Raw genomic sequence first — 23,255 nt, 5'->3', positions numbered from 1 at the left:
CTAGCAAAGTCATATAAAAAAAACCTTCCAATCAAATGATTGGAAGGTTTTTTTACTATGTATAGAATGAACGTCCCAGGAGAGATTCGAACTCCCGACCGACGCCTTAGAAGGGCGTTGCTCTATCCAGCTGAGCTACTGAGACAAGTACTCCCCCACCACACAGATAGGAAAGACAAGATTTATTATATAATCATATTCAAGTTAAGTCAACGCTATTTCATTAAATTTTAAAATTTAATTCTTCTATTATTTTATGTTCAGAAGAAAAAAATAGAACACTCCATCCATTGATAAGTTTTTCTACTATTGCATAACTTTTTTCTTTTCTCCCACGAGGCTTATGAAGGCTACCTGGATTCACAAAAAGAATGCCGTTATTAATTTCTGCTCCGAGCAAATGGGAATGTCCAAAGCATACAATGGACGCTTGTACTTCTTGAGCTCGATAGCTAAGTGGCATAAGCGTCGATTTTACTTGATGTAAATGACCGTGCGTCACATAAACAATATCATCATTCAATTGAGTAATGATTTCGTTCGGATAATTAGTATCCGAATCACAATTTCCTCGTACTACATGTACAGATATTTGTTTAAAATAGGAGGAGTCCAGTTCGCTATCTCCACAATGAATCATAGCATCTACATCTTGATGTTGCAGAAGGACTTTTTCCATTGTTTCAATATCTTTGTGTGTATCACTTATTATTAATAGCTTTATCATTTCCCTATTTGTCACTTAATAACTCCGCAAGATTTGCAGAAAGTTTTTTAATAGCATTTCCTCGATGAGAAATTGCTCCTTTTTCATCCGCGGATAATTCAGCCATCATTTTATTTTCGGAAGGAACATAAAATATCGGATCATATCCGAATCCATTGTTTCCTCTTCTTTCTTTTGCAATAACACCTTCACAAGTACCTCTTACAGTAATCGTTTTTTGAGTTGGAGATGCGATTGCAATTGCACAAACAAATCTCGCTGTTCGATTTGGTTCTTCTACATTTTCTAGTTCTTCTAATACTTTATCGATGTTTGCATCATCACTTTTTTCTTCTCCAGCATATCTAGCAGAATAAATACCTGGACGTCCATCCAATGCATCAATTTCAAGCCCACTATCATCAGCAATCACAATTGTCTGCAAATGATTTGCAAGTGCTGTCGCCTTAAGTAATGCATTTTCTTCAAAAGTAATTCCTGTTTCTTCGATATCCATTTCTTCTGCAACGTCATGCAATGTTAAGACATCGTATCCTAGAGGATTAAATAGTGCTTCAAAATCTTTTGCTTTTCCCTTATTTTTTGTAGCAATAATTATTTTTTTCATTCTAATTCCATGCCTCTCTCACCGATTTTGTTAGCTAAGTCCCCAAGTACTGCACGTTGAACGTCCATTAATTGTTGAATGCCAGCTTCCCCGAACTCTAATAGCTCTAATAACTGTTTCTTAGAGAAAGTCGCTTCTTCACCTGTACCTTGAAGTTCTACGTATTCCCCACTGCTTGTCTGCACAATATTCATATCTACAGAAGCAGAGGAATCCTCTTCATAGTTTAAATCTAATACGACTCCTACATTTTCTAATACTCCAACACTTGTCGCCGCTAAAAACTCACGAACTGGAAATAATGGTAGCTTCTTATCTTCAGATAATTTTCCGAGTGCAATTGTTAACGCGACAAAAGCTCCTGTAATACTTGCTGTTCGAGTACCACCATCTGCTTGAATAACATCACAATCTATCCAAATTGTTTTTTCCCCGATACTTTCTAAATCTACAACGGAACGTAACGCTCGTCCTATTAGACGCTGAATTTCCATCGTGCGACCTGTCACTTTTCCCTTTGATGCTTCACGAGGTGTGCGAGATTCTGTTGCACGCGGAAGCATGGAATATTCTGCTGTAATCCAACCTTTACCTTGTCCTCTTAAAAAAGGTGGTACTCGGTCTTCTATCGTTGCATTACAAATGACTTTTGTTCGGCCAACTGTTATTAATACAGATCCTTCTGGATGCATTAAATAATCCGTTTCAATCTGAATATCTCTTAATTGTTTTACATCTCTACCATCTGTTCTAATCATAAATTTCTCCTTTTTCGTAATAACCAGTAAGCAAAAGAAAACCCCGCTATTCGAGGATTCTCAAGTTAACAGGGTCATGTAAATGATATTGTTCTAATATCTGCATTCGGTAACTCTAGCCACTTCTCTACGATTGTCCTAAATATCGGAATAGATCCAGTCGTATAAAACACAGGTTTTTTATACCCTTCTACTGGATTATGCATTTGATGAAAATCTAAGTACTCCAACACTTCTTGTGCTGTCTCTTCTGCGGAAGAAAGTACCTTCACATTATCACCAACTGCTTCTTCAATATACGTTTGTAATAATGGATAATGTGTACAACCAAGAATGACCGTATCAAATTGTTCGTTTTTTAACGGTAAGAGAGTATTGTACACCATGTTTCTTGCAAATTCACCTTCATATTCATTACTCTCCACTAACGGAACGAAAGTAGGGCATGCTAGCGGAATAACTTTACTAGATGAGTTTAAAGCCGCAATTGCTGTTTCATATGCCCCACTTTTTATCGTACCGCTTGTACCTAAGACCACAACTTCATTTTTTTTCGTTGCTTTCATTGCTGCTCTCGCCCCAGGAAATATGACGCCAATTACTGGAAACGGCATTTTTTTACTCAATGATTCTAATGCTACTGCTGTGGCAGTATTGCACGCAATAACAAGCATCTTAATTTTCATCTTAGAAAGTGCCATAGCCAGTTGCCATGTAAATTTACGCACTTCTCCCCCAGAACGAGGTCCATATGGACATCTTGCCGTATCACCTATATAAATAATTTCTTCGTTTGGCAACAGTCGCAAAATTTCTTTTGCAACTGTTAACCCACCAACTCCAGAGTCTATAACACCAATTGGGGCTTTCACGTAAATTCCTCAGTTCTTTTTCATCTCTTGATGCAATTTTTCTAATAATGTAGATAGATTTGCTACTTCGTCTGTATTAAATTGACCTAGAATATCCTTCAAATATTGCTGCCTCTTATCAATCACTTCTTCTATGATACGTTCGCCTTCTTTTAATAAATGTATTCGAACTACTCTTCGATCTTGTTCATCTCTAACTCTCTGAACAAGCTCACTCTTTTCCATACGATCAATTAAATCTGTCGTTGTACTAAAAGCTAAGTACATTTTATTTGATAAATCGCCAATTGTCATATCTCCATGCTCTAAAAGCCATTGTAGTGCCACGAACTGTGGGGGAGTAATTGTATAGGCATTTAACATTTGACGCCCTTTTTGTTTTATAATACCTGATATATGCCTAAGTTCTTTTTCTAAAAAAGCAACATCTTCGTGTTTATGTTCCACGTTGTTTATCTCATCTGTCATTTAATCCTTCACTCCTCAAAACAATATACATATTATTTATCATTGTGACGTGTTCTGAGGAAAATGGCAAGGATTCTAATTAATTCAACGATAGTTCACCTAATCGTAATAATTCTACAATTGCTTGCGATCTACCTGATACTCCTAATTTCTGTATCGTGTTAGAAATGTGATTTCTGACAGTTTTTTCACTAATAGATAACTGAATCGATATTTCTTTCGTAGAATGATCTTCTACTAATAATTGAAAAATTTGACGTTCCCTGCTCGTCAGTATTGATCGATGCTGATTACTATCATACAATGCCATAGCCCCCCTATCCACTCTTCTACTAACGTATGTAGCATTGGGAAAGTAGGTGACGGCTAGTTATGCATACTTTCGAAAAACTTCTTTTTCTTTTTCTGACCATTTCGAACCTTTACCTGTTTTCTTGTCAATCTGTACAATTGTTCCTCTTCCAGTAAAAACGATTTCCTCGTTCTCATTTTTTGCCATGTAGTGCAAATCTACAGAAGATGAACCAATTGAATTGGATTTTACATAAATACGAAGCTTTTCATCAAAAAATACTTGTTTCAAATAATCACATTGTAAATCAGCTACTACTGGAATTTTTTCTCCCTTTGGATTTAGCCAATCATTCATCAATTTAATATGTTTAAAATATTCAATACGTGCATATTCAAAATAAGCAAATGTAACCGTATTGTTTAAATGTCCATACATATCCGTTTCGGAAAAACGAATATTAACCTCTGAGTAAAATGTAAATCCCTTTTCCCAAGAACTTAAATCTTCTATGTAATTTGCTCTCATGTGAATACCCCCAATAAATGAATAGTTATTCATTTATTGTAACAGAAATAAAAAATCTGTATAGAAATAAAGATTCTACACAGATTTTTATGAAGACGAATACATTCCGTAAAAATGTTTACGCTCCCACGTTAAAATTAATCAACCATGTGATCGCTTCCGAAGAAGTTTTTAAACATTTGTACAGTTGTATCGCGGTTTAATGCAGCGATAGAAGTTGTTAAAGGAATACCTTTTGGACATGCAACAACACAGTTTTGTGCGTTACCACAGTTTGCAAGGCCTCCGTCTCCCATAATTGCGTTTAAACGTTCATCTTTATTCATCGAACCAGTTGGATGTGCGTTAAATAGACGTACTTGTGAAAGTGGAGCAGGTCCCATGAAGGATGCGCCACTATTTACGTTTGGACATGCTTCCAAACAAACACCACAAGTCATACATTTAGATAATTCATAAGCCCATTGACGTTTACGCTCTGGCATACGTGGTCCTTCACCAAGATCATATGATCCATCGATTGGAACCCATGCCTTAACTTTTTTCAATGAGTCAAACATACGAGTTCTGTCTACTTGAAGGTCACGAACTACAGGGAATGTTTTCATTGGTGCTAATTGAATCGGTTGCGTCAATTGATCGATTAATGCAGAACAAGATTGGCGTGGTTTACCATTGATAACCATCGAACAAGCTCCACATACTTCTTCTAAACAGCTCATATCCCATGCTACTGGAGTCGTTGCTTTCCCGTCCGTATTGACAGGATTTTGACGAATTTCCATTAAAGCAGAAATTACGTTCATATTAGGTCGATAGTTAACTTCGAACTTTTCCCAATATGGAGTAGATTCTGGAGTATCTTGACGAAAAACTTCAATTTGAACTTTTTTAGTTTCTGTTGCTGTTACCATGATTAATTTTCTCCTTTCGTAGAATAATCACGTTTACGAGGTGGAACAAGCGATACATCGATTTCTTCATAATAAATAACTGGAGCCCCAGTTGCAGGATCGAATTTCGCCATTGTTGTTTTCATGAATTCTTCATCATTACGTTCTGGGAAATCCGGTTTGTAGTGCGCCCCACGGCTTTCGTTACGTTGTAGTGCACCAATCGTAATAACACGTGCTAAATACAACATATTTTTCAACTGACGTGTAAAGGACGCACCTTGGTTAGACCATTTTTGTGTATCATCCATATTAATGTTTTCGTATCTTTCCTGTAACTCTTGAATTTTCTTATCCGTAGCCTCAAGTCTGTCGTTATAACGAACTACAGTAACATTATCCGTCATTAGCTCTCCTAATTCTTTATGAATTAAGTAAGCATTTTCCGTACCTTTCATTGCTAACGTTTTGTCCCACTTCTCTTGCTCAAGTGTCACTTCAGCTTCAAAGATAGCATCGTCCATATCAATTGCATGAGTCTTTAATTCACTCATATATTTAACTGCATTTGGTCCAGCAACGCTTCCACCGAATACAGCTGATAATAAGGAGTTTGCTCCTAAACGGTTCGCACCATGTTGAGAGTAATCACATTCACCTGCAGCGAATAACCCTGGAATGTTCGTCATTTGATCTTCATCTACCCAAAGTCCGCCCATTGAATAATGAACTGCCGGGAAAATCTTCATCGGAACTTTACGAGGGTCATCACCAGTAAATTTCTCATAAATTTCGATAATTCCACCAAGCTTAACGTCTAGTTCATGTGGATCTTTGTGAGAAAGATCTAGATACACCATGTTTTCTCCGTTGATACCAAGTTTTTGGTTAACACATACGTCGAAAATTTCACGTGTTGCAATATCACGTGGTACTAGGTTACCGTACGCTGGATATTTCTCTTCTAGGAAATACCAAGGTTTTCCATCTTTGTATGTCCAAATACGTCCACCTTCACCACGTGCTGATTCTGACATTAAACGTAGTTTATCGTCACCAGGGATTGCAGTTGGGTGAATTTGAATAAATTCTCCATTTGCATAAAGTGCACCTTGTTGATATACAATTGAAGCTGCAGAACCAGTATTTATGATAGAGTTAGTCGTTTTACCGAAAATAATTCCAGGTCCACCAGTTGCCATAATAACAGCATCCCCGCGGAAAGCACGAATTTCCATTGTTTGAAGATTTTGCGCTTTAATACCGCGACAAACACCTTCGCTATCTTTGATAATTCCAAGGAATTCCCATCCTTCGAACTTCGTCACTAGACCATCTACTTCGAAACGACGAACTTGTTCGTCTAAAGCGTACAGTAATTGTTGGCCAGTCGTCGCACCAGAAAATGCTGTACGGTGCATTAAAGTACCACCAAAACGACGGAAATCTAATAATCCTTCCGGCGTACGGTTGAACATAACACCCATACGGTCAAATAAGCTAATAATTCCAGGAGCAGCGTCAGTCATCGCTTTTACTGGTCTTTGGTTTGCTAAGAAGTCTCCACCATATACAGTATCATCTAAGTGTACTGCCGGTGAATCGCCTTCCCCTTTTGTATTTACAGCCCCGTTAATACCGCCTTGTGCACAAACAGAGTGTGAGCGTTTTACAGGAACTAATGAAAATAGGTCTACGTGCGTGCCATCTTCGGCTGCTTTCATTGTTGCCATTAATCCAGCTAAACCACCGCCGACAACAATAAGTTTACTTTTTGCCATGCTATTCTCACTCCTCGATTTTATGGTAGTTGAATGTATAAAAAATTCTTAAACGAATGCTAATAGAGCTTGTACACCAACTACAGATAATGCTAAGAAGATTGCTAATGTTACATATGTAGCAACTTGTTGTGATTTTGGAGATTGGGTAATTCCCCAGCTAACTAAGAATGACCAAATACCGTTAGCTAAATGGAATGTAGCAGAAATTACTCCTACGATATAAAAGCCTAACATCCATGGGTTTGATAAAATATCAACCATCATGTTGAAATTAACTTCTTTCGCACCAATTGCAACTTGGAATCTAGTTTCGAACACATGCCAAGCGATGAATACAACAAGAAAAATTCCAGTAAAACGTTGCAAAATGAATAAGTAGTTACGAAGAGTTCCAAAGTTTTTCGGATTATTTTTTGCAGTAAATGCAATGTAAATTCCGTAAAATGCATGGAACATTAACGGTAAGTAAATCACAAATATTTCCAAGAAAATTAGGAATGGAAGACTCTCCATAAAATGTGTTGCTCCATTAAACGCTTCTGCTCCTTTAGTAGCAAAATGGTTAATGATTAAATGTTGCGTCAAAAACAAACCAACAGGAATAATTCCAAGTAAAGAATGTAATCGGCGCAAGTAAAATTCGCGATCTTTCGACAAAACAGTTACCCCCCTCAGGTTTACATTTGACAGAAATGTTTACTATTGTAATAGAGCATTTGTAATCATTTCTAATTCACATCATCACGTTACGAATTTATGACATATCCATTGTACTCTCAACATTTTGGAGCGTCAAGGCATGATTCTTTTTTTTCTAGAATCTTTAACCACCCATTATTCTATAATTATTACTTTATTATTTCACAAACTATTCCTTTACAATCTGAATTTTTTTTATGATAAAATAGACAAGGTTAAATGATATTTTCATAAGAAAGAAGGGTTGCTACTTGAATGAAAAGGAACATTCACATGTAACTTCCTTTGGATACGAATTAATTAGAGATCACGTTCTTGCTTCTATTCTCGGAAAACATGAAAAAGATATTTTATACTGGGCCGGAAAAGATCTTGCCCGCAAGTTTCCACTATACTCGATGGAAGAAGCTATAACTTTCTTCCAAGAAGCTGGTTGGGGAGAATTACTTTTAGAAAAAACGGCAAAGGACACTGCACACTATACATTACAAACTCTTAATCTACCACAAAGTGGACTTAGTAGAAGCCATCGCTTAGAGGCAGGTTTTTTAGCTGAACAACAGCAGAAAATTAGTGGATACCTGACTGAATGCTATGACGAACAACTGAAGAAAAATGGGATTGTAACTTTCCAAGTAAAGTGGGATTTGAAAACAAAAATCTAAACTAACACACTACTAAAAAACAATGTATGGGTTCTTTCCATACATTGTTTTTTATTTAAAGTGGAGTAATGATTGCCACATGGGTCTGTCCAATATTCCATAAAATAAGAAAATCGTTGAAACGGTTCCCTTTCCGCGGGCGTTGCCTCAGTCTCCTCGCGTAGCTAGCGGGGTCTTCGACTAACACTATTCCCGCAGGAGTGTCGCCTTTTTCAACGATTTCCTAGAAATCATAAAACATTTACAGTATTCCAGTGCTCTCGCTACACTCTCTTCTCTGTCTCGCTTTTTCCGAAGGAGGCGAGTGGACGCTTCCCCAAATCATTAAATGTTAATTTTCTATTTAATTCACGAATGTATATCTTCTTTTCCATATATTGTTTTTTATTTTCCAGGAAATAATAGGGTGACCTTCGAATAACTTGAATGTTAGTAGTTAGGTTCTAACCATTCACTATTTATATTAATGCTAACCCAAATTCATCATGTAATGCATTTGCAGCATGAATCATTTCATTTTGTGGTACTACAACAGAAACTTTTATTTCGGAAGTACTAACCATTTTTACTGGAATATTTTCTTTTCTAAGACGATCAAACATTTGTGCAGCAACTCCAGGATTGGATACCATGCCAGATCCAACAATGGATACTTTCGCTAATCCTACTTCAAAATCTGCAAAAGTAAACCCTAACACTTGTTTATTCGATTCTAAGACTGTAATTGCCTCTGCTAAAGATTCTTTTTTAATAGAAAAAGAAACTGCAGGTCTTACTCCGTCCACAATAGATTGTACAATGATATCAACATTTATATGATTTGCAGCAAGTGTTGTAAATATTGAAGCTAGAGAACCATTAAACGGGATATCATACTCTATAGTTAAACGTACGATATCTGATTCAAACGCTACTCCTCGAACAACTAAATTATTTTCCAAATCTACTTCCTCCTTCAAAATCGTACCTTCTTCATCGTTGTAACTCGAACGTACTCGTAATGGTATTTTATAGTTTTTAGCAAATTCTACTGCTCGTGGATGTAATACACCCGCTCCTAAGTTTGCTAATTCTAGCATTTCATCGTATTCTAACTGTTCTAATTTCCTAGCATTTGTAACGAAACGAGGATCGGAAGTAAACACTCCATCTACATCCGTGTAAATATCGCAAATTTCTGCTTCGATAGAAGCAGCAATAGCTACTGCAGTCGTATCAGAACCACCTCTACCTAGTGTCGTAATTTCATTGTCACTAGTTACACCTTGAAACCCTGCAACGATGACTACTTTGTTTTCAGCTAGTAGTTTTAATACCTTAGAAGCATCCATATTATCAACTCTTGCATTCCTATGTACTTCATCCGTCTGTAAACCAGCCTGCCAGCCTGTTAAAGAAATGGAATCTATACCTAATGCATTCAACTTTATAGCAAGCAGGGCCATTGTAACTTGCTCCCCAGTAGAAAGAAGCATATCCATTTCACGTTTTGTTGGATTCTCAGATAAATCATTCGCCAAGCTGGCTAATTCATCTGTTGTTTTCCCCATAGCAGAAACAACAACGACAATCTCATGACCTTTATCTTTTACGTTTCTTATCCGCTTTGCAACATTGACGATTTTTTCTGTCGTGGCAACAGAAGTACCACCAAACTTCATTACTATTTTGCTCATGAACATCTTCTCCCTTAGTTTCTTGTCTGCAAGGGTAATAAAAAATGCTTTTCACAATATGTGAAAAGCATTGTCTCATACACGGTCAAAAAAGTATTGTCCATGTGAGATAGCCCTCCAGAATATTGAATTCTGACAATCCTACACTTATTAAATGCAGGACCAACATAGAAAAGGAAAAGCATCTCTATGTTTCGGCGAAAGACCCTTTCCTCAACGATTATAGGATCTTTTCATCCTCCTGCTGAGTACTCTTATCTATTCGCACCTCTATCTTCACCATAAAAGTGAATATTAAATTGTTACAACCATACCACAAGATTATTCAGAAGACAATAAATTTTTCTGAAAATTATTAACCATTGCCTCTGCTAATTTTTCTGAAAGACCTGCTACTATAAACTCTTCTTTTGTTGCAATTTGCATTTTTTTTAAGGAACCAAAATGTTTTAGCAATAGTTTCTTTCGCTTTGGACCAATTCCTTCAATACCATCTAAAGAGGATGCAATAGTATGCTTGCCCCGTTGTTGACGGTGGAATGTAATAGCAAAACGATGCACTTCATCTTGAATACGTTGCAATAAATAAAAAGCTTCACTCGTACGTTTCATTGGAATAATACTTATTGGATCACCATATAAAAGCTGCGAAGTTTGATGTTTCCCGTCTTTCGCTAAACCAGATATCGGTATTTCTAATCCCAACTCATCTTCTATAATTTCTCGAGCAGCTTCTATTTGCCCTTTTCCACCATCTATAATTATTAAATCCGGTAAAGGCAAATTCTCTTTTAATACGCGTGTATATCTTCTACGAACAACTTCGCGCATAGCCCCATAATCATCATGTTTAGCAGCGGTCTTCGTTTTATATTTTCGGTAATCTTTTTTGTAGGCTTTACCATCGACAAAAACTACCATCGCAGAAACTGCATCCGTTCCATGAATATGGGAATTATCAAAAGCTTCTATTCGATTCGGAGTAGCAATTCCTATTAGTGTCCCTAATTCTTCCACAGCACCTATTGTTCGTTCTTCCTGTCTCTCGATAAGATGGAATTTTTCACTCAACGCTAAAACAGCATTTTTTTCTGCTAAATCAACTAGGTTTTTCTTTGTTCCTTTTTGAGGCGAGAGTACTTTCACCTGTAAAAGTTCAGAAGCCAAATGCAGATCAGTATGTTTAGGAACTAATATTTCATTAGGTTTAATATGTTCCGACTTTGCATAAAATTGACCTAAGAAAGTTAAAAATTCTTCTTCAGGATCACGGTAAATTGGAAAAAGAGATACGTCCCGTTCGATTAGCTTTCCTTGTCGAATAAAAAATACTTGTACACACATCCATCCTTTATCAACAGTGTAGCCAAATATATCTCTGTTCGTATAATCATTGAGCGTCATCTTCTGTTTTTCCATGACCATTTCAATATTTGATATTTGATCGCGATACTCTTTTGCACGTTCGAATTCTAAGTTCTCAGCAGCTTCTTGCATTTTTTCTGATAACTCTTTCTTTACATGTGTGTAGCCGCCGTTTAAAAAGCTTGTAATTTCATCGGTCATTTTCTTATAAGTAGAATCTTCTATTTCTTTTACACATGGCGCAAGACATTGACCTAAATGGTAGTACAAGCATACTCGATCAGGCAATTTTTCGCATTTTCTTAAAGGGTACAAGCGATCCAATAGTTTCTTAGTTTCATTAGCAGCATGTACATTTGGATATGGCCCAAAATACTTCCCTTTGTCCTTTTTAACTTGTCGTGTGATAATCAGTTTTGGATTTTTTTCAGCAGTAATTTTAATGTATGGATACGTTTTATCGTCCTTGAGCATAATATTATACTTTGGATCATGCTTCTTAATTAAATTTAGCTCCAATATTAATGCTTCCAAATCGGACGATGTAACGATATATTCGAAATCATTTATTTCCTGTACAAGCCGTTGTGTTTTTCCATCATGCGATCCAGTAAAGTAAGAACGAACCCGGTTTTTTAATATTTTCGCTTTACCTACGTAAATAATCGTCCCTTGACGATCCTTCATTAAATAACAGCCTGGTTGATCTGGTAATATTGCACACTTTTGTTGTATTAAATCGTTCATTCTATCACCTGTTTAAAAAAACCGGGCACCTTAGCGGACCCGGTTTTAGATTATACATTTTTTTCTACGAATTGAACTAATGCTTCTTTTGGTTGGAAACCAACAGCTTTGTCTACTGGTTGACCATCTTTGAATAATACTAATGTTGGGATGGACATAATTCCAAATTGACTTGCAGTTGCTTGGTTTTCATCAACATCTACTTTTACGATTTTAACTTTATCGCTCATTTCAGCGTCAATTTCTTCTAGGACTGGAGCAATCATTTTACAAGGCCCACACCATGTTGCCCAAAAATCTACTAATACTAATCCTTCTTCTACTTCTTGAGAGAAGCTTTGATCTGTTCCATGCACAATTGCCATTAAAAATTCCTCCTTCGGTTAACTATAAATTGATTATAGCAGACTAATATAGGTTCATCTACCATTTAGCTTACATGATTAAGTTAAAAAAAGTGCAAGCGTCAATGTAAGGCCCGATACCGTTTCTTGACTGCAATCAGCTGTGCTCAGAAGAAAGTAATTTTCATATATTCTCGAGAACCTAGGAACAGAACCAGACCATTTCTGAAAAAAAGTAACACTCTATTACCCTCAAGAAAAGCGCAGAGCTCCCTTTAAGTGCATGTTGTCTTCATCGTATCTAGCGTGCTTTGGACAGAATGTCGGCCATCTTTTACCGGATAATTTTTAAGAGGGACTGGAAGTGGCAAACCACTTCCAGTCCCTCTTTTTCGGTATCCTATGGCTGTCTTTTGTCCGTCGCCCGCTTGAAACGGTTGGAGTCAAGTGGCTTTTGCTTTAGGTTAATGAAAGAATAGATACTTTCTATCTGGAGAGCGTCACCCGAAGATACAATTTCGGGCGCTCTTCACTTCTCAATTTAGAAATGCTGCTTATTTTTTCAAGTATTAATGTCGAAAACATATGAACAAAAACGAGAGTAGGAACTATTTACTGTATCCATTTTATATAGGAGAATTTAGCGCGGCGGTATGAGACTCCTGCGGGAAAGCGAGACAGACGAGACCCCGCACGGAGCGAAGCGAAGGAGGAGGCTCGTCGCTCGCCCGCGGAAAGCGAATGCCAAAGCGCTAAATTCTCGTAGCGGCTATTTGATAGCTATTTTATTGGAATAATAGGCAAAAACCGAGGTGCACACTGCATACTTATTTTGTAATACTTTCTAATCTTTAAAAAAACTCTGCTCTATTGCTAGAGCAGAGTACTAATTATGATTAAGCATTTACTTTAAGTTTTTTGAATTCCTCTGTAAGCATTGGAATAACTTCAAATAGATCTCCAACAATTCCGTAGTCTGCAACTTTGAAAATATTAGCCTCTGGATCTTTGTTGATTGCAACAATAATTTTCGAGTTTGACATTCCTGCTAAATGTTGAATAGCACCAGAAATACCAGCTGCAATATAAAGATCTGGAGTTACTACTTTACCAGTTTGCCCAATTTGTAATGAATAATCACAGTAGTCAGCGTCGCAAGCTCCACGTGAAGCACCAACCGCTCCACCAAGTACATCTGCAAGCTCTTTTAGAGGAGCAAAACCTTCCTCACTTTTTACGCCACGTCCTCCAGCAATAACAACTTTTGCTTCTGATAAATCTACTCCTTCAGAAGACTTACGAACAACTTCTTTAATAATTGTACGTAGATTTGTAATCTCTACTGACAAAGAAGAGACATCCCCTGTTTTTCCATCATCTTTTACAAGAGGTGCAATATTATTCGGACGAATTGTTATGAATTTTATACCGTCTTTAACCTTAACTTTTTCAAAAGCTTTACCAGAGTAGATTGGACGAACATAAACAGCTGCATCGCCTTCTCCTTCAATTGCTGTTACGTCAGATACTAATCCAACTTGTAATTTACTTGCAATCTTTGGTGACAAATCTTTACCCAGTGCTGTATGTCCAAATACAATTGCTTCTGGTTTTTCTTGATCAATAACAGCAAGCAACGCTTGGCCATAACCATCGGACGTATATTGTTTTAAATGAGGATGTTCTACAGTGATTACTCGGTCAGCACCATACTTAACTAACTCAGTTGCTAACTCTTTCACTGAATCTCCTAAAAGAACACTAACAATTTCTCCACCCTCAGAAATTTGTTTAGCTGCAGCAATTGCTTCATAAGATACATTACGTAAAGCCCCTTCACGTGCTTCCCCTAATACTAATACTTTTTTAGACATATTATTTTCCTCCCATTATAAAAATAATTCGATTAAATGACTTTTGCTTCCGAATGTAGTAAGTGAACTAACTCTTTCACTTGTTCAGCTAACTCGCCCTCTAATACTTTGCCTGCTTCCTTTTTAGGAGGTAAATAGATTTCGATAGTTTCTGTTTTTGCTTCTACATCATCTTCGTCGATATCTAAATCATCTAATTCCACTTCTTCTAGAGGTTTTTTCTTCGCTTTCATAATACCTGGTAAAGAAGGATAACGTGGCTCATTTAAGCCTTGTTGAGCAGTTACTAATAGTGGTAAAGAAGTTTCTAAAACCTCTGTATCTCCTTCAACATCACGTTTAATCGAAACTGAAGTTCCGTTAATCTCTAAATTTGTAATAGTAGTTACATAGTTTATCCCTAGCAATTCTGCAACACGCGGTCCTACTTGCCCAGAACCTCCATCGATTGCTACGTTTCCTGCTAGTATTAAATCTGGATTTTTATCTTTTAAATATTCAGAGATAATATATGCTGCTGTGAATTGATCCATTTCTTCCACATCATCTTCTATGTTTATAAGAACTGCTTTATCAGCTCCCATTGCTAATGCTGTGCGTAATTGTTTTTCGGCATCTTCTCCACCCATTGTTAGAACAGTTACTTCTCCACCATGAGCGTCACGAACTTGAATTGCTTCTTCGATTGCGTATTCATCGTAAGGATTGATGATGAATTCTGCTCCGTCCTCTTGAATCTTACCGCCACTTACTGCAATTTTTTCTTCTGTGTCAAATGTACGTTTAACTAATACATAAATATTCATTTAGAAATCCTCCCATAGCGTTTGATTATTTCCCTTTATAAATCAGCCAATTGATTTGATAAAACAATATTTTTCAACGAATCTATTATCTAGTTTTTGGTTTCTTACTAAGAAGCCTTATTTCCCCTTAAATATAGGCGCTCTTTTTTCTATAAATGCTGAAATACCTTCTTTTGCGTCCTCTGAAACAAAAACTGTTCCAAAAGAACTTGCTTCTGCTTTCACACCTTCATAATAAGATTCTGCTTTAACATATTGAAGCATTTCTAATGCAGCCTTCATTGCTACTGGACTTTTCTTCGCAATTTTGGAAGCAAGTTGTTGTGCTCGATCGAATAATTCTTCTTCAGGATATGCATGATTTGCAAGTCCATAATATGCGGCTTCTTTCCCACTAATTGGATCACTTGTTAACAGCATTTCAGCTGCTTTTGCGAATCCAACATAGCGTGGTAATCTTTGTGTTCCAGCAAATCCAGGTATTAAACCTAATTGTAATTCTGGTAAACCTAGCTTAGCATTTTCAGAGACTAAGCGAATATGACAGCTCATCGCAAGCTCTAAACCACCACCAAGTGCCGCTCCATGAATCGCAGCGATAACCGGCTTCGAAAATTTCTCCAGTCGTTCAAAAATTGTTTGACCACTAGCTGAAAGTTCGGAAAATTCAACTCCTGAGGAAATAGAAGTAAACTCTTTAATATCGGCTCCTGCAGAAAAGAACTTCCCTTCCCCTTTTAATAAAATTACTCTAACTGCGTCATCATTTTCCACAGCGTCAAGCAAGTCGTTAATTTCTAAAATTACCCCTCGTGACAATGCATTAGCTGGAGGACGATTGATAGTAGCAATGGCTACTCCATCTTCAATAGTCCATGATAAAAATTCCATCTTTCCCACTTCCCCTTTGTTAAGCTTTTAACCCATTAAATAGTAGACGATGTACTTTCTCGGTTAAATTGACTAAGTCGTATTTATACTCGTTCATCACCCAAGTAGTAGTCGTCTCATCAATTGTACCAAAAACCATCTGTCTTGCTAAGCGAATATCAATTCTATTGTCTAATTCCCCATTTTCAATACCTTCTGTTAAAATTTCATCTAGAAATATTAAATAATTCTTCAATACGGCATTAATTTTTTGTCGCAAAGCAAGATTTGATTGGCGTAATTCCAGTTGAGTAACAGTTGCTAAATGATGATTGCTAGATAATACAGTAAAATGATTCTCGATCATTTTATATAATTTTTCAGAGGCACTTGCATCTTCTTTTACTATTTCTTTTAAATTGTCAGCAAACATGTCCATTTTTTCTTCAAATACAGATATTAATATATCTTCTTTGTTTTTAAAATATAAGTAAATTGTACCATCTGCTACGCCAGCTTGTTTAGCAATTTTGGAAACTTGTGATTGATGATAGCCATTTTCAGCAATGACAATAATCGCAGCATCGATAATTTGCCTATATTTTGGTTTGTCCTTTTTCAATGAATTCACCACCAAAAAAATAAAAATATGAATGATGATTCATTCATATTTTTATATTATATTTAATTTATACTAATGTCAATATTCATTTAACCTTCTGCTACTTGTTTTAACTTTTCTTTTTCTTCTTCTATAAGTGTTCTTCTTAATATTTTTCCGACAGCTGTTTTTGGAAGCTCAGCTCTGAATTCATAAATTCTTGGAACTTTAAACGAAGCTAAATTGTCACGGCTAAATTTATTTAACTCCTCTTCTGTAACGGTTGCACCATCTTTTAATACTATAAACGCCTTAACAGTTTCACCACGGTATGGGTCTGGTACACCTGCAACTACACATTCTTGTATTGCTGGATGCTCATATAAAACTTCCTCTACATCACGAGGGTAAATATTAAATCCACCTGCAATAATCATATCTTTCTTACGGTCTACCACGTAAAAGAAACCGCTTTCATCCATGTATCCTAAATCACCAGTTAATAGCCATCCTTCTCGCATTGTCATCTCCGTATCTTCCGGACGATTCCAATAACCTTTCATTACTTGAGGGCCTTTTACAGCTATTTCTCCAATCTCACCTGGAGGAAGCGGCGTGGTAGAATCGATACTAAAAATTGCGGCATCTGTATCTGGCCAAGGAATCCCAACAGATCCTTTCACTCGTTCATCACTATAAATTAAGTTGGCATGTGTAACGGGTGAGGTTTCTGTTAATCCATATCCTTCTACTAATCTACCACCTGTTACATTCTCAAATTTTTCTTGAATTTCTACTGGTAACGCAGCTGAACCACTAAGACAAGCAACTATAGAGGATAAATCATATTTTTGGACATCTGGATGATTTAATATACCTATATAAATTGTTGGAGCTCCTGGGAACAATGTTGGTTTTTGCTTATCAATAGTTTTGAGTGCTGTCTCAACATCAAACTTAGGTAATAATATCATTCTATTTCCTAGCATAACAGATAATATTAAAACAGCAGTCATCCCATATACATGAAAGAATGGTAGAATTCCTAAAATACTTTCTTCACCTTTTTTACATTTATAAAGCCATGCATCACACATAGATGCGTTGGCTATTAGGTTTTTATGAGTAAGCATGACACCTTTTGGAAAACCAGTTGTTCCACCTGTATATTGCAAAAGTGCAACATCCTCATCAAAATCAAATGCTTGTTCAATAGGAGTAACGTTTGCTACTTTCATAATTTCCAAGAATAAATGATTCATTCCACGATGTTCTACTTTCACTGTAAATCCATACTGCTTCTTCTGAATAAATGGATATACTAAATTCTTCGGGAAAGGTAAGTAATCTTTAATACCTGTTACTATAATGTTTTCTAATTCTGTTTCCTTCAATACTTTAGATATTCTTGGAAATAATATATCTAAAGCTAAAATTACTTTAGCACCGGAATCTTTCATTTGATATGATATTTCTCTTTCAGTGTACAATGGATTTGTTTGTACTACAATAGCCCCTGCATACAATGCACCATAGTACCCAATAACCCCTTGTGGACAGTTTGGCAGCATGATTGCTACTCGATCCCCTTTTCGAATACCAATTGACCTCAAGTAATTAGCGAACTTTAACGATGATTCATATAGCTCTTTGTACGTAACATCTCTGCCCATGAAATGTATCGCAACTTTTGACGGAAATTTTTTAAACGCTCGTGTTAAATACTCTTGAACTGGAATAGCTTCATAGTTAAGCGTATGAGGAATTTCCGGTGGATAATTGGAAAGCCAACGTTTTTCAGTCATTATAAAAACCCCCTTTGTTTTATAATTGCGTGAATATTCCTATTTTTAATTATAATGAATAATGAATGACAATTCAATTCCTTGTTTAGAAAAGCAAAATTAGATAGACAAATGCTTGGAGAGTTAACAATTTTGTTTAAAAAAAGGAATGAGCAGAAAACTCATTCCTTTAATTCATTACTAAATATACTATTCCTATTAATACAAAACATATGCCTACAGCGATTAAAACTTTTGAAAGTTTCTCCATACTTTTCTCTCCTACGATATACTTGCACCTATAACAAACGATAAACCTACTGAAAGAATAAGCGAAATAAACCCAACAGATCGATTGTCATTTTCGATTTCCTTGTCTACATTAAAGGTAGGTGTTAAAAATTCGAATAACCAATAAGCAATGATAAGGAGCGAAAAACCAAAAAGCCCCCAACCAATCATTTCAAAGAACGAATTATGCTGTTCAATGGAATAGCGGAAAATATTACATACACCAAATATCTTCCCTCCTGTTGCCATAGCAACAGCTATATTACCGTTTTTGATTTCGACCCAGTTTTTATATTTTGTAACGATTTCAAATAAAACCATGGAAACAACTAAGCATAATAACACTACGCTAAAATAACCAGCAGACTCCACGAGTGGGTTCGACCAAAAACTAGAAAGTATCATTCCAAAAACCCCTTTTAAATTTTTCTAACTTTACGTATATAATCAAATAAGGTTTCAAGATTCCATTTTTATTTTAATTCAACAACAGTTACTCCATATCCTCCTTCTCCTGCTTCTCCAAATCGATAACTTTTCACACGAGAATGGTTTTTCAAATATTGTTGAATTGCTTGTCTTAGTACCCCAGTGCCTTTACCATGAATTATGGATACGCGCGGATAGTTTGCAAGAATTGCATCATCTAAATATTTCTCTGCCCGTATTAGTGCATCTTCATATCTTTCCCCACGGAGGTCGAGCTCTAACTTAACATGAGAATCTCTTCCTCTTACAGCATTTACGGATACTGTTTGTTTTTGCTTTTCAGGTTTAATAAATTCTAAGTCTGCTTCGTCTAATTTCATTTTCAACATACCAATTTGGACTGACCATTCGGACTTAGAGAGTTTCTCAAGCAATGTACCTTTTTGACCAAAACTCAATACTTTAACTTCATCGCCTGCTTTGAGTTCTTTTGTAAGTTCATTCAATTTCTTCTGTTTTTTCAATACTGGATTGCTCGGAAGAGCCTCATCTAAACGTTTCTTTGCATCAATAAGCTCATGATCTTTTATGAGCTTATGCGTATTAGACTGCATTTTGCGTAACTCGCTAATTATTTCATCTGCCTCACGTCTTGCTTCCTCTACTATTTTCTTCGCTTTTTCCTTCGCTTTTTGCTCTAATTGTTCTTTTTTCAATTCAAGTTGTGCAAGTTTTTGTTCGAGTTCTTCTTTAACTTTACGTGCTTCTTCTAATTGATCTTCTGTTTCTTCTGCATCTTTTTCTGCACGTCTTCTACTTTCTTCTAAAGAAGCAATCATTGAATTTACTTCTCCACGATCTGTTCCAGTGAAAGATTGAGCTTGCGATATAATATGTCCTGGAAGACCAAGGCGCTCAGATATTTCAAATGCATTACTTCGTCCAGGTACTCCGATTAGTAATTTGTATGTTGGACTCAAAGTTTCTATATCAAACTCTACACTTGCATTTGCAACTCCCGGACGATTATATCCGTAGGCTTTTAGCTCAGGATAGTGGGTTGTAGCCATAACTCGCGCACCGGTTCCATGAACTGCATCTAAAATAGAAATGGCAAGTGCTGCTCCTTCTTGTGGATCTGTTCCAGCACCAAGCTCATCAAATATTATTAATGATTTTTCATCATACTTCTTTAAAATATCAACAATATTAACCATATGGGATGAAAATGTACTTAAGCTTTGCTCGATAGATTGTTCGTCTCCGATATCTGCAAATACTGACTCAAATAAGGCAACTTCTGATCCATCCAGTGCAGGAATAGGTATTCCACTTTGGGCCATTAAAGTACATAAGCCCACGGTTTTAAGTGTCACTGTTTTACCACCTGTATTTGGGCCAGTAATTACGATGGCAGTGATGTCCTTTCCGAATTCGATTGTATTCGTTACAGCAATATCCATTGGAATTAGAGGGTGTCTTGCTTTTACCAAACGAATATAGCCAGCATTATTAATTCTAGGCATTGTACATTTCTCAGCTTGTCCATATTTTGCTTTGGCTAAAATAGCGTCCATTTCACCTAAAATATTTACTAATAAGAAAATCTCATGTCCAACTAGTTCTACTTCTGCAGTTAGTTTGATTAATATACGTTCTATTTCTTCTTGTTCTTTTACTTTTAAACCACGAATATCATTATTCAGTTGGACAACAGCAGAAGGTTCTATGAATAATGTTTGACCTGAAGATGATTGATCGTGAATAATCCCACCATAATGGCTTCGGTATTCAGACTTCACCGGAATTACATATCGATCGTTTCGGATGGTAATAATAGAATCAGAAAGCATTTTGGATGCATTTGCACCACGAGTATAACTTTCTAATTTTTCACGAACTCTGCTAACTTGAATACGAAGTTGTTGACGAATCGAACGTAAAGTAGGGCTTGCGCTATCTAAAACTGCTCCATTTTCATCAATACAATCATTTATTTCATGCTCAAGTGCAGTTAATATTGGCATGGCATCCTTTTTCTCTAGAAAATGAGGAATCCCTACATCTTCTGTTTCTGCAACATTTTCTAAAAACTGTCGTAAAATTTTACTTGCTCGAATAGTACTTGCTGTTTCCATTAATTCTAAAGGACTTAGCATCCCGCCTATTTGTGCGCGTTTTGCGTGGGGGCGAATATCTGTAATACCACCCATTGGCACATTTCCTCTTAGTCGGAGTACAGTTAGTCCTTCGTCCATTTCTTCCAAAAGCTTTGTCACTTCCTCTAAATCCACGGAAGGAACTAGTTTCTCTATATGCGTTTTTCCAACAGAAGAAGTACAGTATTTCTCAATTTCTTCTCGTATTTTATAATATTCTAATGTTTTCAGTGCTCTTTCAGCTATCACTGTAGCACCTCCTAATTATTTCGTTATATAATGCATGAACTTCTCTAGTGTCCAAGTATTCACAACGTTTTCTTTGTGTAACCATGCTTTTTGCGCATAACGAACGCCAATATCCATGTATTTTAGTTGATTTATATGGTGTGCATCCGTATTGATTGCAATTGGCACGCCTTTTTCCTTCGCTAATTTTAAGTATTCAGTTTGTAGATCAAGACGATATGGATTTGCATTTAATTCTAAAATTTTCCCATACTCTTTTGCCCACTCAATAAGCGTTGGTACATCCGGATTATACCCATTTCGTTGTTCAATAATTCTACCCGTTGGATGAGCAATCATATCCACGTTTGGGTTTTTGATAGCATGGAATAAGCGCTCCATTATTTTTTCTTGTGGCTGACTAAAACTCGAGTGGATGGAAGCAATAACAAAATCCAATTGCTGTAATACTTCATCTTCAAAATCAAGCGATCCATCTGGAAGTATATCCATTTCGGTACCTGCAAGTATTTCTATATCTTTATATTTTTCATTTAAGCTGCGTATTATTTCTATTTGGTGTAATAATCTCTCTTTAGAAAGACCATTTGCTACTTTTAAATAATCGGAGTGATCAGTAATCACAACATGCGAATATCCTTTTTGACGGCAAGCTTCCACCATCTCTTCGATTGAATGAGCCCCATCCGACCAAGTCGTATGCATATGGAAGTCACCTTTTATATCATCCAATTCTACAAGAAATGGAAGTTGATCGAGTTTAGTGAATTCAGAACCGTCTTCTCGAACAGTTGGTGGAATAAATGGCAAATCGAAATAAGCATAGAAATCTTCCTCTGAGTGAAAATGCTGCATATTCCCATCTTCTAACTCAACACCATACTCACTTATTTTCTTCCCTTGTTCTTTTGCGATTTGTCTCATTTTAATATTATGGTCTTTCGAACCTGTGAAATGATTAAGTGCAGAAGCATATTGATGCAACTCAACTAGTCTGAAATCGACATCTACTTCGTTTTCTACATCCAACGTCACTGAAACCTTCGTATCACCAGCTGCAATAGTTTTTAAAATAGGCAATTCATTTAATAGCTCATCACGGACTTCTTTTGGTGAACTGGTAGCAATAATAAAATCTATATCTTTACTAGCTTCTTTTATTCTTCGATAAGAACCTGCTACGGAAAATTTCGCAATCTTAGTTATTGTCTTTAGCTTTCTCTCTATCATCTCAACAATTGGTTCCAATTGCCATACTGCAGTTCGTTCTGGTTTTGTTTGCAATGCTTCAATCTCAAGTAATATTTTTTCCTCTGTTTTCGCAGCAAATCCAGCCAATGTTTGAACTTTCTTTGCTTCACACGCTTCTTTTAGCGATTCAATTGAGTCAATTTGTAATTCTTTATAGAGTTTCGCAATTTTCTTACCACCAAGTCCCGGTAATTTTAATAAGGGTAGCAAACCACTCGGTACCTTGTTTTGGAGTTCTATTAACAAGGAGGACTCTCCGTGGTTTATTAAATCTTCGATAACTGCACCAGTTGCGGCACCTATCCCCTTTAAAGTTAAAATATTATCCATTTCCGTAAGACTACGAGCATCTAACTCTAAAACTTGTGCAGCCTTGCGAAACGCAGAAACTTTAAATGGATTTTCTCCTTGCAACTCCATGTATAATGCAATTTTCTCTAACGTTTTAATGATTGTCTTTTTATCCAAGATAAGAACTCCCTTCATTCAAAAAAAACTTCCCTCTACTGAGAGAAG

At 36.4% G+C, this 23,255-nt stretch carries 22 protein-coding genes, 1 tRNA gene and 1 riboswitch; of the genes, 1 reads left to right on the top strand and 22 read right to left on the bottom strand.

From position 1 onward, the window contains the following. Positions 1-71 precede the first annotated feature (71 nt). From FG384_RS10610 to FG384_RS10560, 11 genes are all read right to left on the bottom strand, one after another. A tRNA-Arg gene (locus FG384_RS10610) sits at positions 72-145 on the bottom strand. 78 nt (positions 146-223) lie between these two features. Further along, positions 224-742, bottom strand: coding sequence for a metallophosphoesterase family protein (locus FG384_RS10605; protein ID WP_240793397.1), 519 nt, complete (start codon positions 740-742; stop codon positions 224-226). Then, positions 732-1,334, bottom strand: a complete 603-nt coding sequence (locus FG384_RS10600) for an XTP/dITP diphosphatase (protein WP_142642572.1) — start codon at positions 1,332-1,334, stop codon at positions 732-734. The genes FG384_RS10605 and FG384_RS10600 overlap by 11 nt, the downstream gene beginning before the upstream one ends. Further along, positions 1,331-2,092, bottom strand: coding sequence for a ribonuclease PH (rph, locus tag FG384_RS10595; RefSeq protein WP_142642571.1), 762 nt, complete (start codon positions 2,090-2,092; stop codon positions 1,331-1,333). The genes FG384_RS10600 and rph overlap by 4 nt, the downstream gene beginning before the upstream one ends. A 74-nt stretch (positions 2,093-2,166) precedes the next feature. Next, positions 2,167-2,964, bottom strand: a complete 798-nt coding sequence (racE, locus tag FG384_RS10590) for a glutamate racemase (RefSeq protein ID WP_142642570.1) — start codon at positions 2,962-2,964, stop codon at positions 2,167-2,169. Between the two features lie 9 nt (positions 2,965-2,973). After that, the gene (locus FG384_RS10585) at positions 2,974-3,432 is read right to left on the bottom strand and encodes a MarR family winged helix-turn-helix transcriptional regulator (RefSeq protein ID WP_142642569.1); all 459 of its coding nucleotides are present in this window, start codon (positions 3,430-3,432) and stop codon (positions 2,974-2,976) included. Between the two features lie 79 nt (positions 3,433-3,511). Then, the gene (locus FG384_RS10580) at positions 3,512-3,742 is read right to left on the bottom strand and encodes a helix-turn-helix domain-containing protein (RefSeq protein WP_142642568.1); all 231 of its coding nucleotides are present in this window, start codon (positions 3,740-3,742) and stop codon (positions 3,512-3,514) included. Between the two features lie 60 nt (positions 3,743-3,802). Further along, on the bottom strand, positions 3,803-4,252 hold the full coding sequence (locus FG384_RS10575) for an acyl-CoA thioesterase (protein ID WP_142642567.1): 450 nt from the start codon (positions 4,250-4,252) through the stop codon (positions 3,803-3,805). 137 nt (positions 4,253-4,389) lie between these two features. Then, a complete protein-coding gene (sdhB, locus tag FG384_RS10570; RefSeq protein ID WP_142642566.1) occupies positions 4,390-5,166 on the bottom strand; it encodes a succinate dehydrogenase iron-sulfur subunit in 777 nt (258 codons plus the stop codon). 2 nt (positions 5,167-5,168) lie between these two features. Then, on the bottom strand, positions 5,169-6,926 hold the full coding sequence (gene sdhA / locus FG384_RS10565) for a succinate dehydrogenase flavoprotein subunit (protein ID WP_142642565.1): 1,758 nt from the start codon (positions 6,924-6,926) through the stop codon (positions 5,169-5,171). Between the two features lie 48 nt (positions 6,927-6,974). Continuing rightward, positions 6,975-7,586: a succinate dehydrogenase cytochrome b558 subunit gene (locus tag FG384_RS10560; protein WP_142642564.1), complete on the bottom strand. Its 612-nt coding sequence runs from the start codon at positions 7,584-7,586 to the stop codon at positions 6,975-6,977. Positions 7,587-7,879: 293 nt separating this feature from the next. On the opposite strand from FG384_RS10560, the gene FG384_RS10555 reads away from it, so the two are divergent. After that, the gene (locus tag FG384_RS10555) at positions 7,880-8,293 is read left to right on the top strand and encodes a YslB family protein (RefSeq protein WP_142642563.1); all 414 of its coding nucleotides are present in this window, start codon (positions 7,880-7,882) and stop codon (positions 8,291-8,293) included. Positions 8,294-8,751: 458 nt separating this feature from the next. Here the strand turns inward: FG384_RS10555 and FG384_RS10550 are convergent, their stop codons facing one another. The 11 genes from FG384_RS10550 to polX form a co-directional block, all read right to left on the bottom strand. Then, positions 8,752-9,969: an aspartate kinase gene (locus FG384_RS10550; RefSeq protein WP_142642562.1), complete on the bottom strand. Its 1,218-nt coding sequence runs from the start codon at positions 9,967-9,969 to the stop codon at positions 8,752-8,754. 102 nt (positions 9,970-10,071) lie between these two features. Beyond that, a riboswitch (Lysine riboswitch) is annotated at positions 10,072-10,250 on the bottom strand. Positions 10,251-10,290: 40 nt separating this feature from the next. Continuing rightward, positions 10,291-12,081, bottom strand: coding sequence for an excinuclease ABC subunit UvrC (gene uvrC, locus FG384_RS10545; RefSeq protein ID WP_142642561.1), 1,791 nt, complete (start codon positions 12,079-12,081; stop codon positions 10,291-10,293). Positions 12,082-12,131: 50 nt separating this feature from the next. Continuing rightward, a complete protein-coding gene (trxA, locus tag FG384_RS10540) occupies positions 12,132-12,446 on the bottom strand; it encodes a thioredoxin (protein ID WP_142642560.1) in 315 nt (104 codons plus the stop codon). Positions 12,447-13,321: 875 nt separating this feature from the next. Continuing rightward, positions 13,322-14,299 (bottom strand): electron transfer flavoprotein subunit alpha/FixB family protein, encoded by a 978-nt coding sequence (locus tag FG384_RS10535; RefSeq protein WP_142642559.1) that lies wholly within the window; start codon positions 14,297-14,299, stop codon positions 13,322-13,324. A gap of 32 nt (positions 14,300-14,331) precedes the next feature. After that, positions 14,332-15,105, bottom strand: a complete 774-nt coding sequence (locus FG384_RS10530; RefSeq protein ID WP_142642558.1) for an electron transfer flavoprotein subunit beta/FixA family protein — start codon at positions 15,103-15,105, stop codon at positions 14,332-14,334. Between the two features lie 117 nt (positions 15,106-15,222). Beyond that, positions 15,223-15,996: an enoyl-CoA hydratase gene (locus FG384_RS10525; RefSeq protein ID WP_142642557.1), complete on the bottom strand. Its 774-nt coding sequence runs from the start codon at positions 15,994-15,996 to the stop codon at positions 15,223-15,225. A 19-nt stretch (positions 15,997-16,015) separates the two neighbouring features. Continuing rightward, positions 16,016-16,597, bottom strand: a complete 582-nt coding sequence (locus FG384_RS10520) for a TetR/AcrR family transcriptional regulator (protein ID WP_142642556.1) — start codon at positions 16,595-16,597, stop codon at positions 16,016-16,018. Positions 16,598-16,686: 89 nt separating this feature from the next. Continuing rightward, positions 16,687-18,381 (bottom strand): long-chain-fatty-acid--CoA ligase, encoded by a 1,695-nt coding sequence (locus tag FG384_RS10515; protein WP_142642555.1) that lies wholly within the window; start codon positions 18,379-18,381, stop codon positions 16,687-16,689. 261 nt (positions 18,382-18,642) lie between these two features. Further along, positions 18,643-19,056 carry a DUF350 domain-containing protein gene (locus tag FG384_RS10510; RefSeq protein WP_142642554.1) on the bottom strand — a complete coding sequence of 138 codons (414 nt, stop codon included), beginning with the start codon at positions 19,054-19,056 and terminating at the stop codon, positions 18,643-18,645. Between the two features lie 68 nt (positions 19,057-19,124). Further along, positions 19,125-21,488, bottom strand: a complete 2,364-nt coding sequence (locus tag FG384_RS10505; RefSeq protein ID WP_142642553.1) for an endonuclease MutS2 — start codon at positions 21,486-21,488, stop codon at positions 19,125-19,127. Between the two features lie 15 nt (positions 21,489-21,503). Further along, positions 21,504-23,207 carry a DNA polymerase/3'-5' exonuclease PolX gene (polX, locus tag FG384_RS10500; protein WP_142642552.1) on the bottom strand — a complete coding sequence of 568 codons (1,704 nt, stop codon included), beginning with the start codon at positions 23,205-23,207 and terminating at the stop codon, positions 21,504-21,506. Between the last annotated feature and the right edge of the window lie 48 nt (positions 23,208-23,255).

The sequence above is a fragment of the Psychrobacillus vulpis genome (assembly GCF_006861825.1).
GTDB lineage: Bacteria > Bacillota > Bacilli > Bacillales_A > Planococcaceae > Psychrobacillus > Psychrobacillus vulpis.
This window is presented reverse-complemented; position numbering and strand designations above follow the sequence as displayed.

Excerpts from the sequence above, each read along its gene's own strand:
- FG384_RS10600 (WP_142642572.1), bottom strand. The coding sequence starts at position 1,334 with ATGAAAAAAATAATTATTGCTACAAAAAATAAGGGAAAAGCAAAAGAT.
- rph (WP_142642571.1), bottom strand. The coding sequence starts at position 2,092 with ATGATTAGAACAGATGGTAGAGATGTAAAACAATTAAGAGATATTCAG.
- FG384_RS10585 (WP_142642569.1), bottom strand. The coding sequence starts at position 3,432 with ATGACAGATGAGATAAACAACGTGGAACATAAACACGAAGATGTTGCT.
- FG384_RS10580 (WP_142642568.1), bottom strand. The coding sequence starts at position 3,742 with ATGGCATTGTATGATAGTAATCAGCATCGATCAATACTGACGAGCAGG.
- FG384_RS10575 (WP_142642567.1), bottom strand. The coding sequence starts at position 4,252 with ATGAGAGCAAATTACATAGAAGATTTAAGTTCTTGGGAAAAGGGATTT.
- sdhB (WP_142642566.1), bottom strand. The coding sequence starts at position 5,166 with ATGGTAACAGCAACAGAAACTAAAAAAGTTCAAATTGAAGTTTTTCGT.
- sdhA (WP_142642565.1), bottom strand. The coding sequence starts at position 6,926 with ATGGCAAAAAGTAAACTTATTGTTGTCGGCGGTGGTTTAGCTGGATTA.
- FG384_RS10550 (WP_142642562.1), bottom strand. The coding sequence starts at position 9,969 with ATGAGCAAAATAGTAATGAAGTTTGGTGGTACTTCTGTTGCCACGACA.
- uvrC (WP_142642561.1), bottom strand. The coding sequence starts at position 12,081 with ATGAACGATTTAATACAACAAAAGTGTGCAATATTACCAGATCAACCA.
- trxA (WP_142642560.1), bottom strand. The coding sequence starts at position 12,446 with ATGGCAATTGTGCATGGAACAGATCAAAGCTTCTCTCAAGAAGTAGAA.
- FG384_RS10535 (WP_142642559.1), bottom strand. The coding sequence starts at position 14,299 with ATGTCTAAAAAAGTATTAGTATTAGGGGAAGCACGTGAAGGGGCTTTA.
- FG384_RS10530 (WP_142642558.1), bottom strand. The coding sequence starts at position 15,105 with ATGAATATTTATGTATTAGTTAAACGTACATTTGACACAGAAGAAAAA.
- FG384_RS10525 (WP_142642557.1), bottom strand. The coding sequence starts at position 15,996 with ATGGAATTTTTATCATGGACTATTGAAGATGGAGTAGCCATTGCTACT.
- FG384_RS10515 (WP_142642555.1), bottom strand. The coding sequence starts at position 18,381 with ATGACTGAAAAACGTTGGCTTTCCAATTATCCACCGGAAATTCCTCAT.
- FG384_RS10510 (WP_142642554.1), bottom strand. The coding sequence starts at position 19,056 with ATGATACTTTCTAGTTTTTGGTCGAACCCACTCGTGGAGTCTGCTGGT.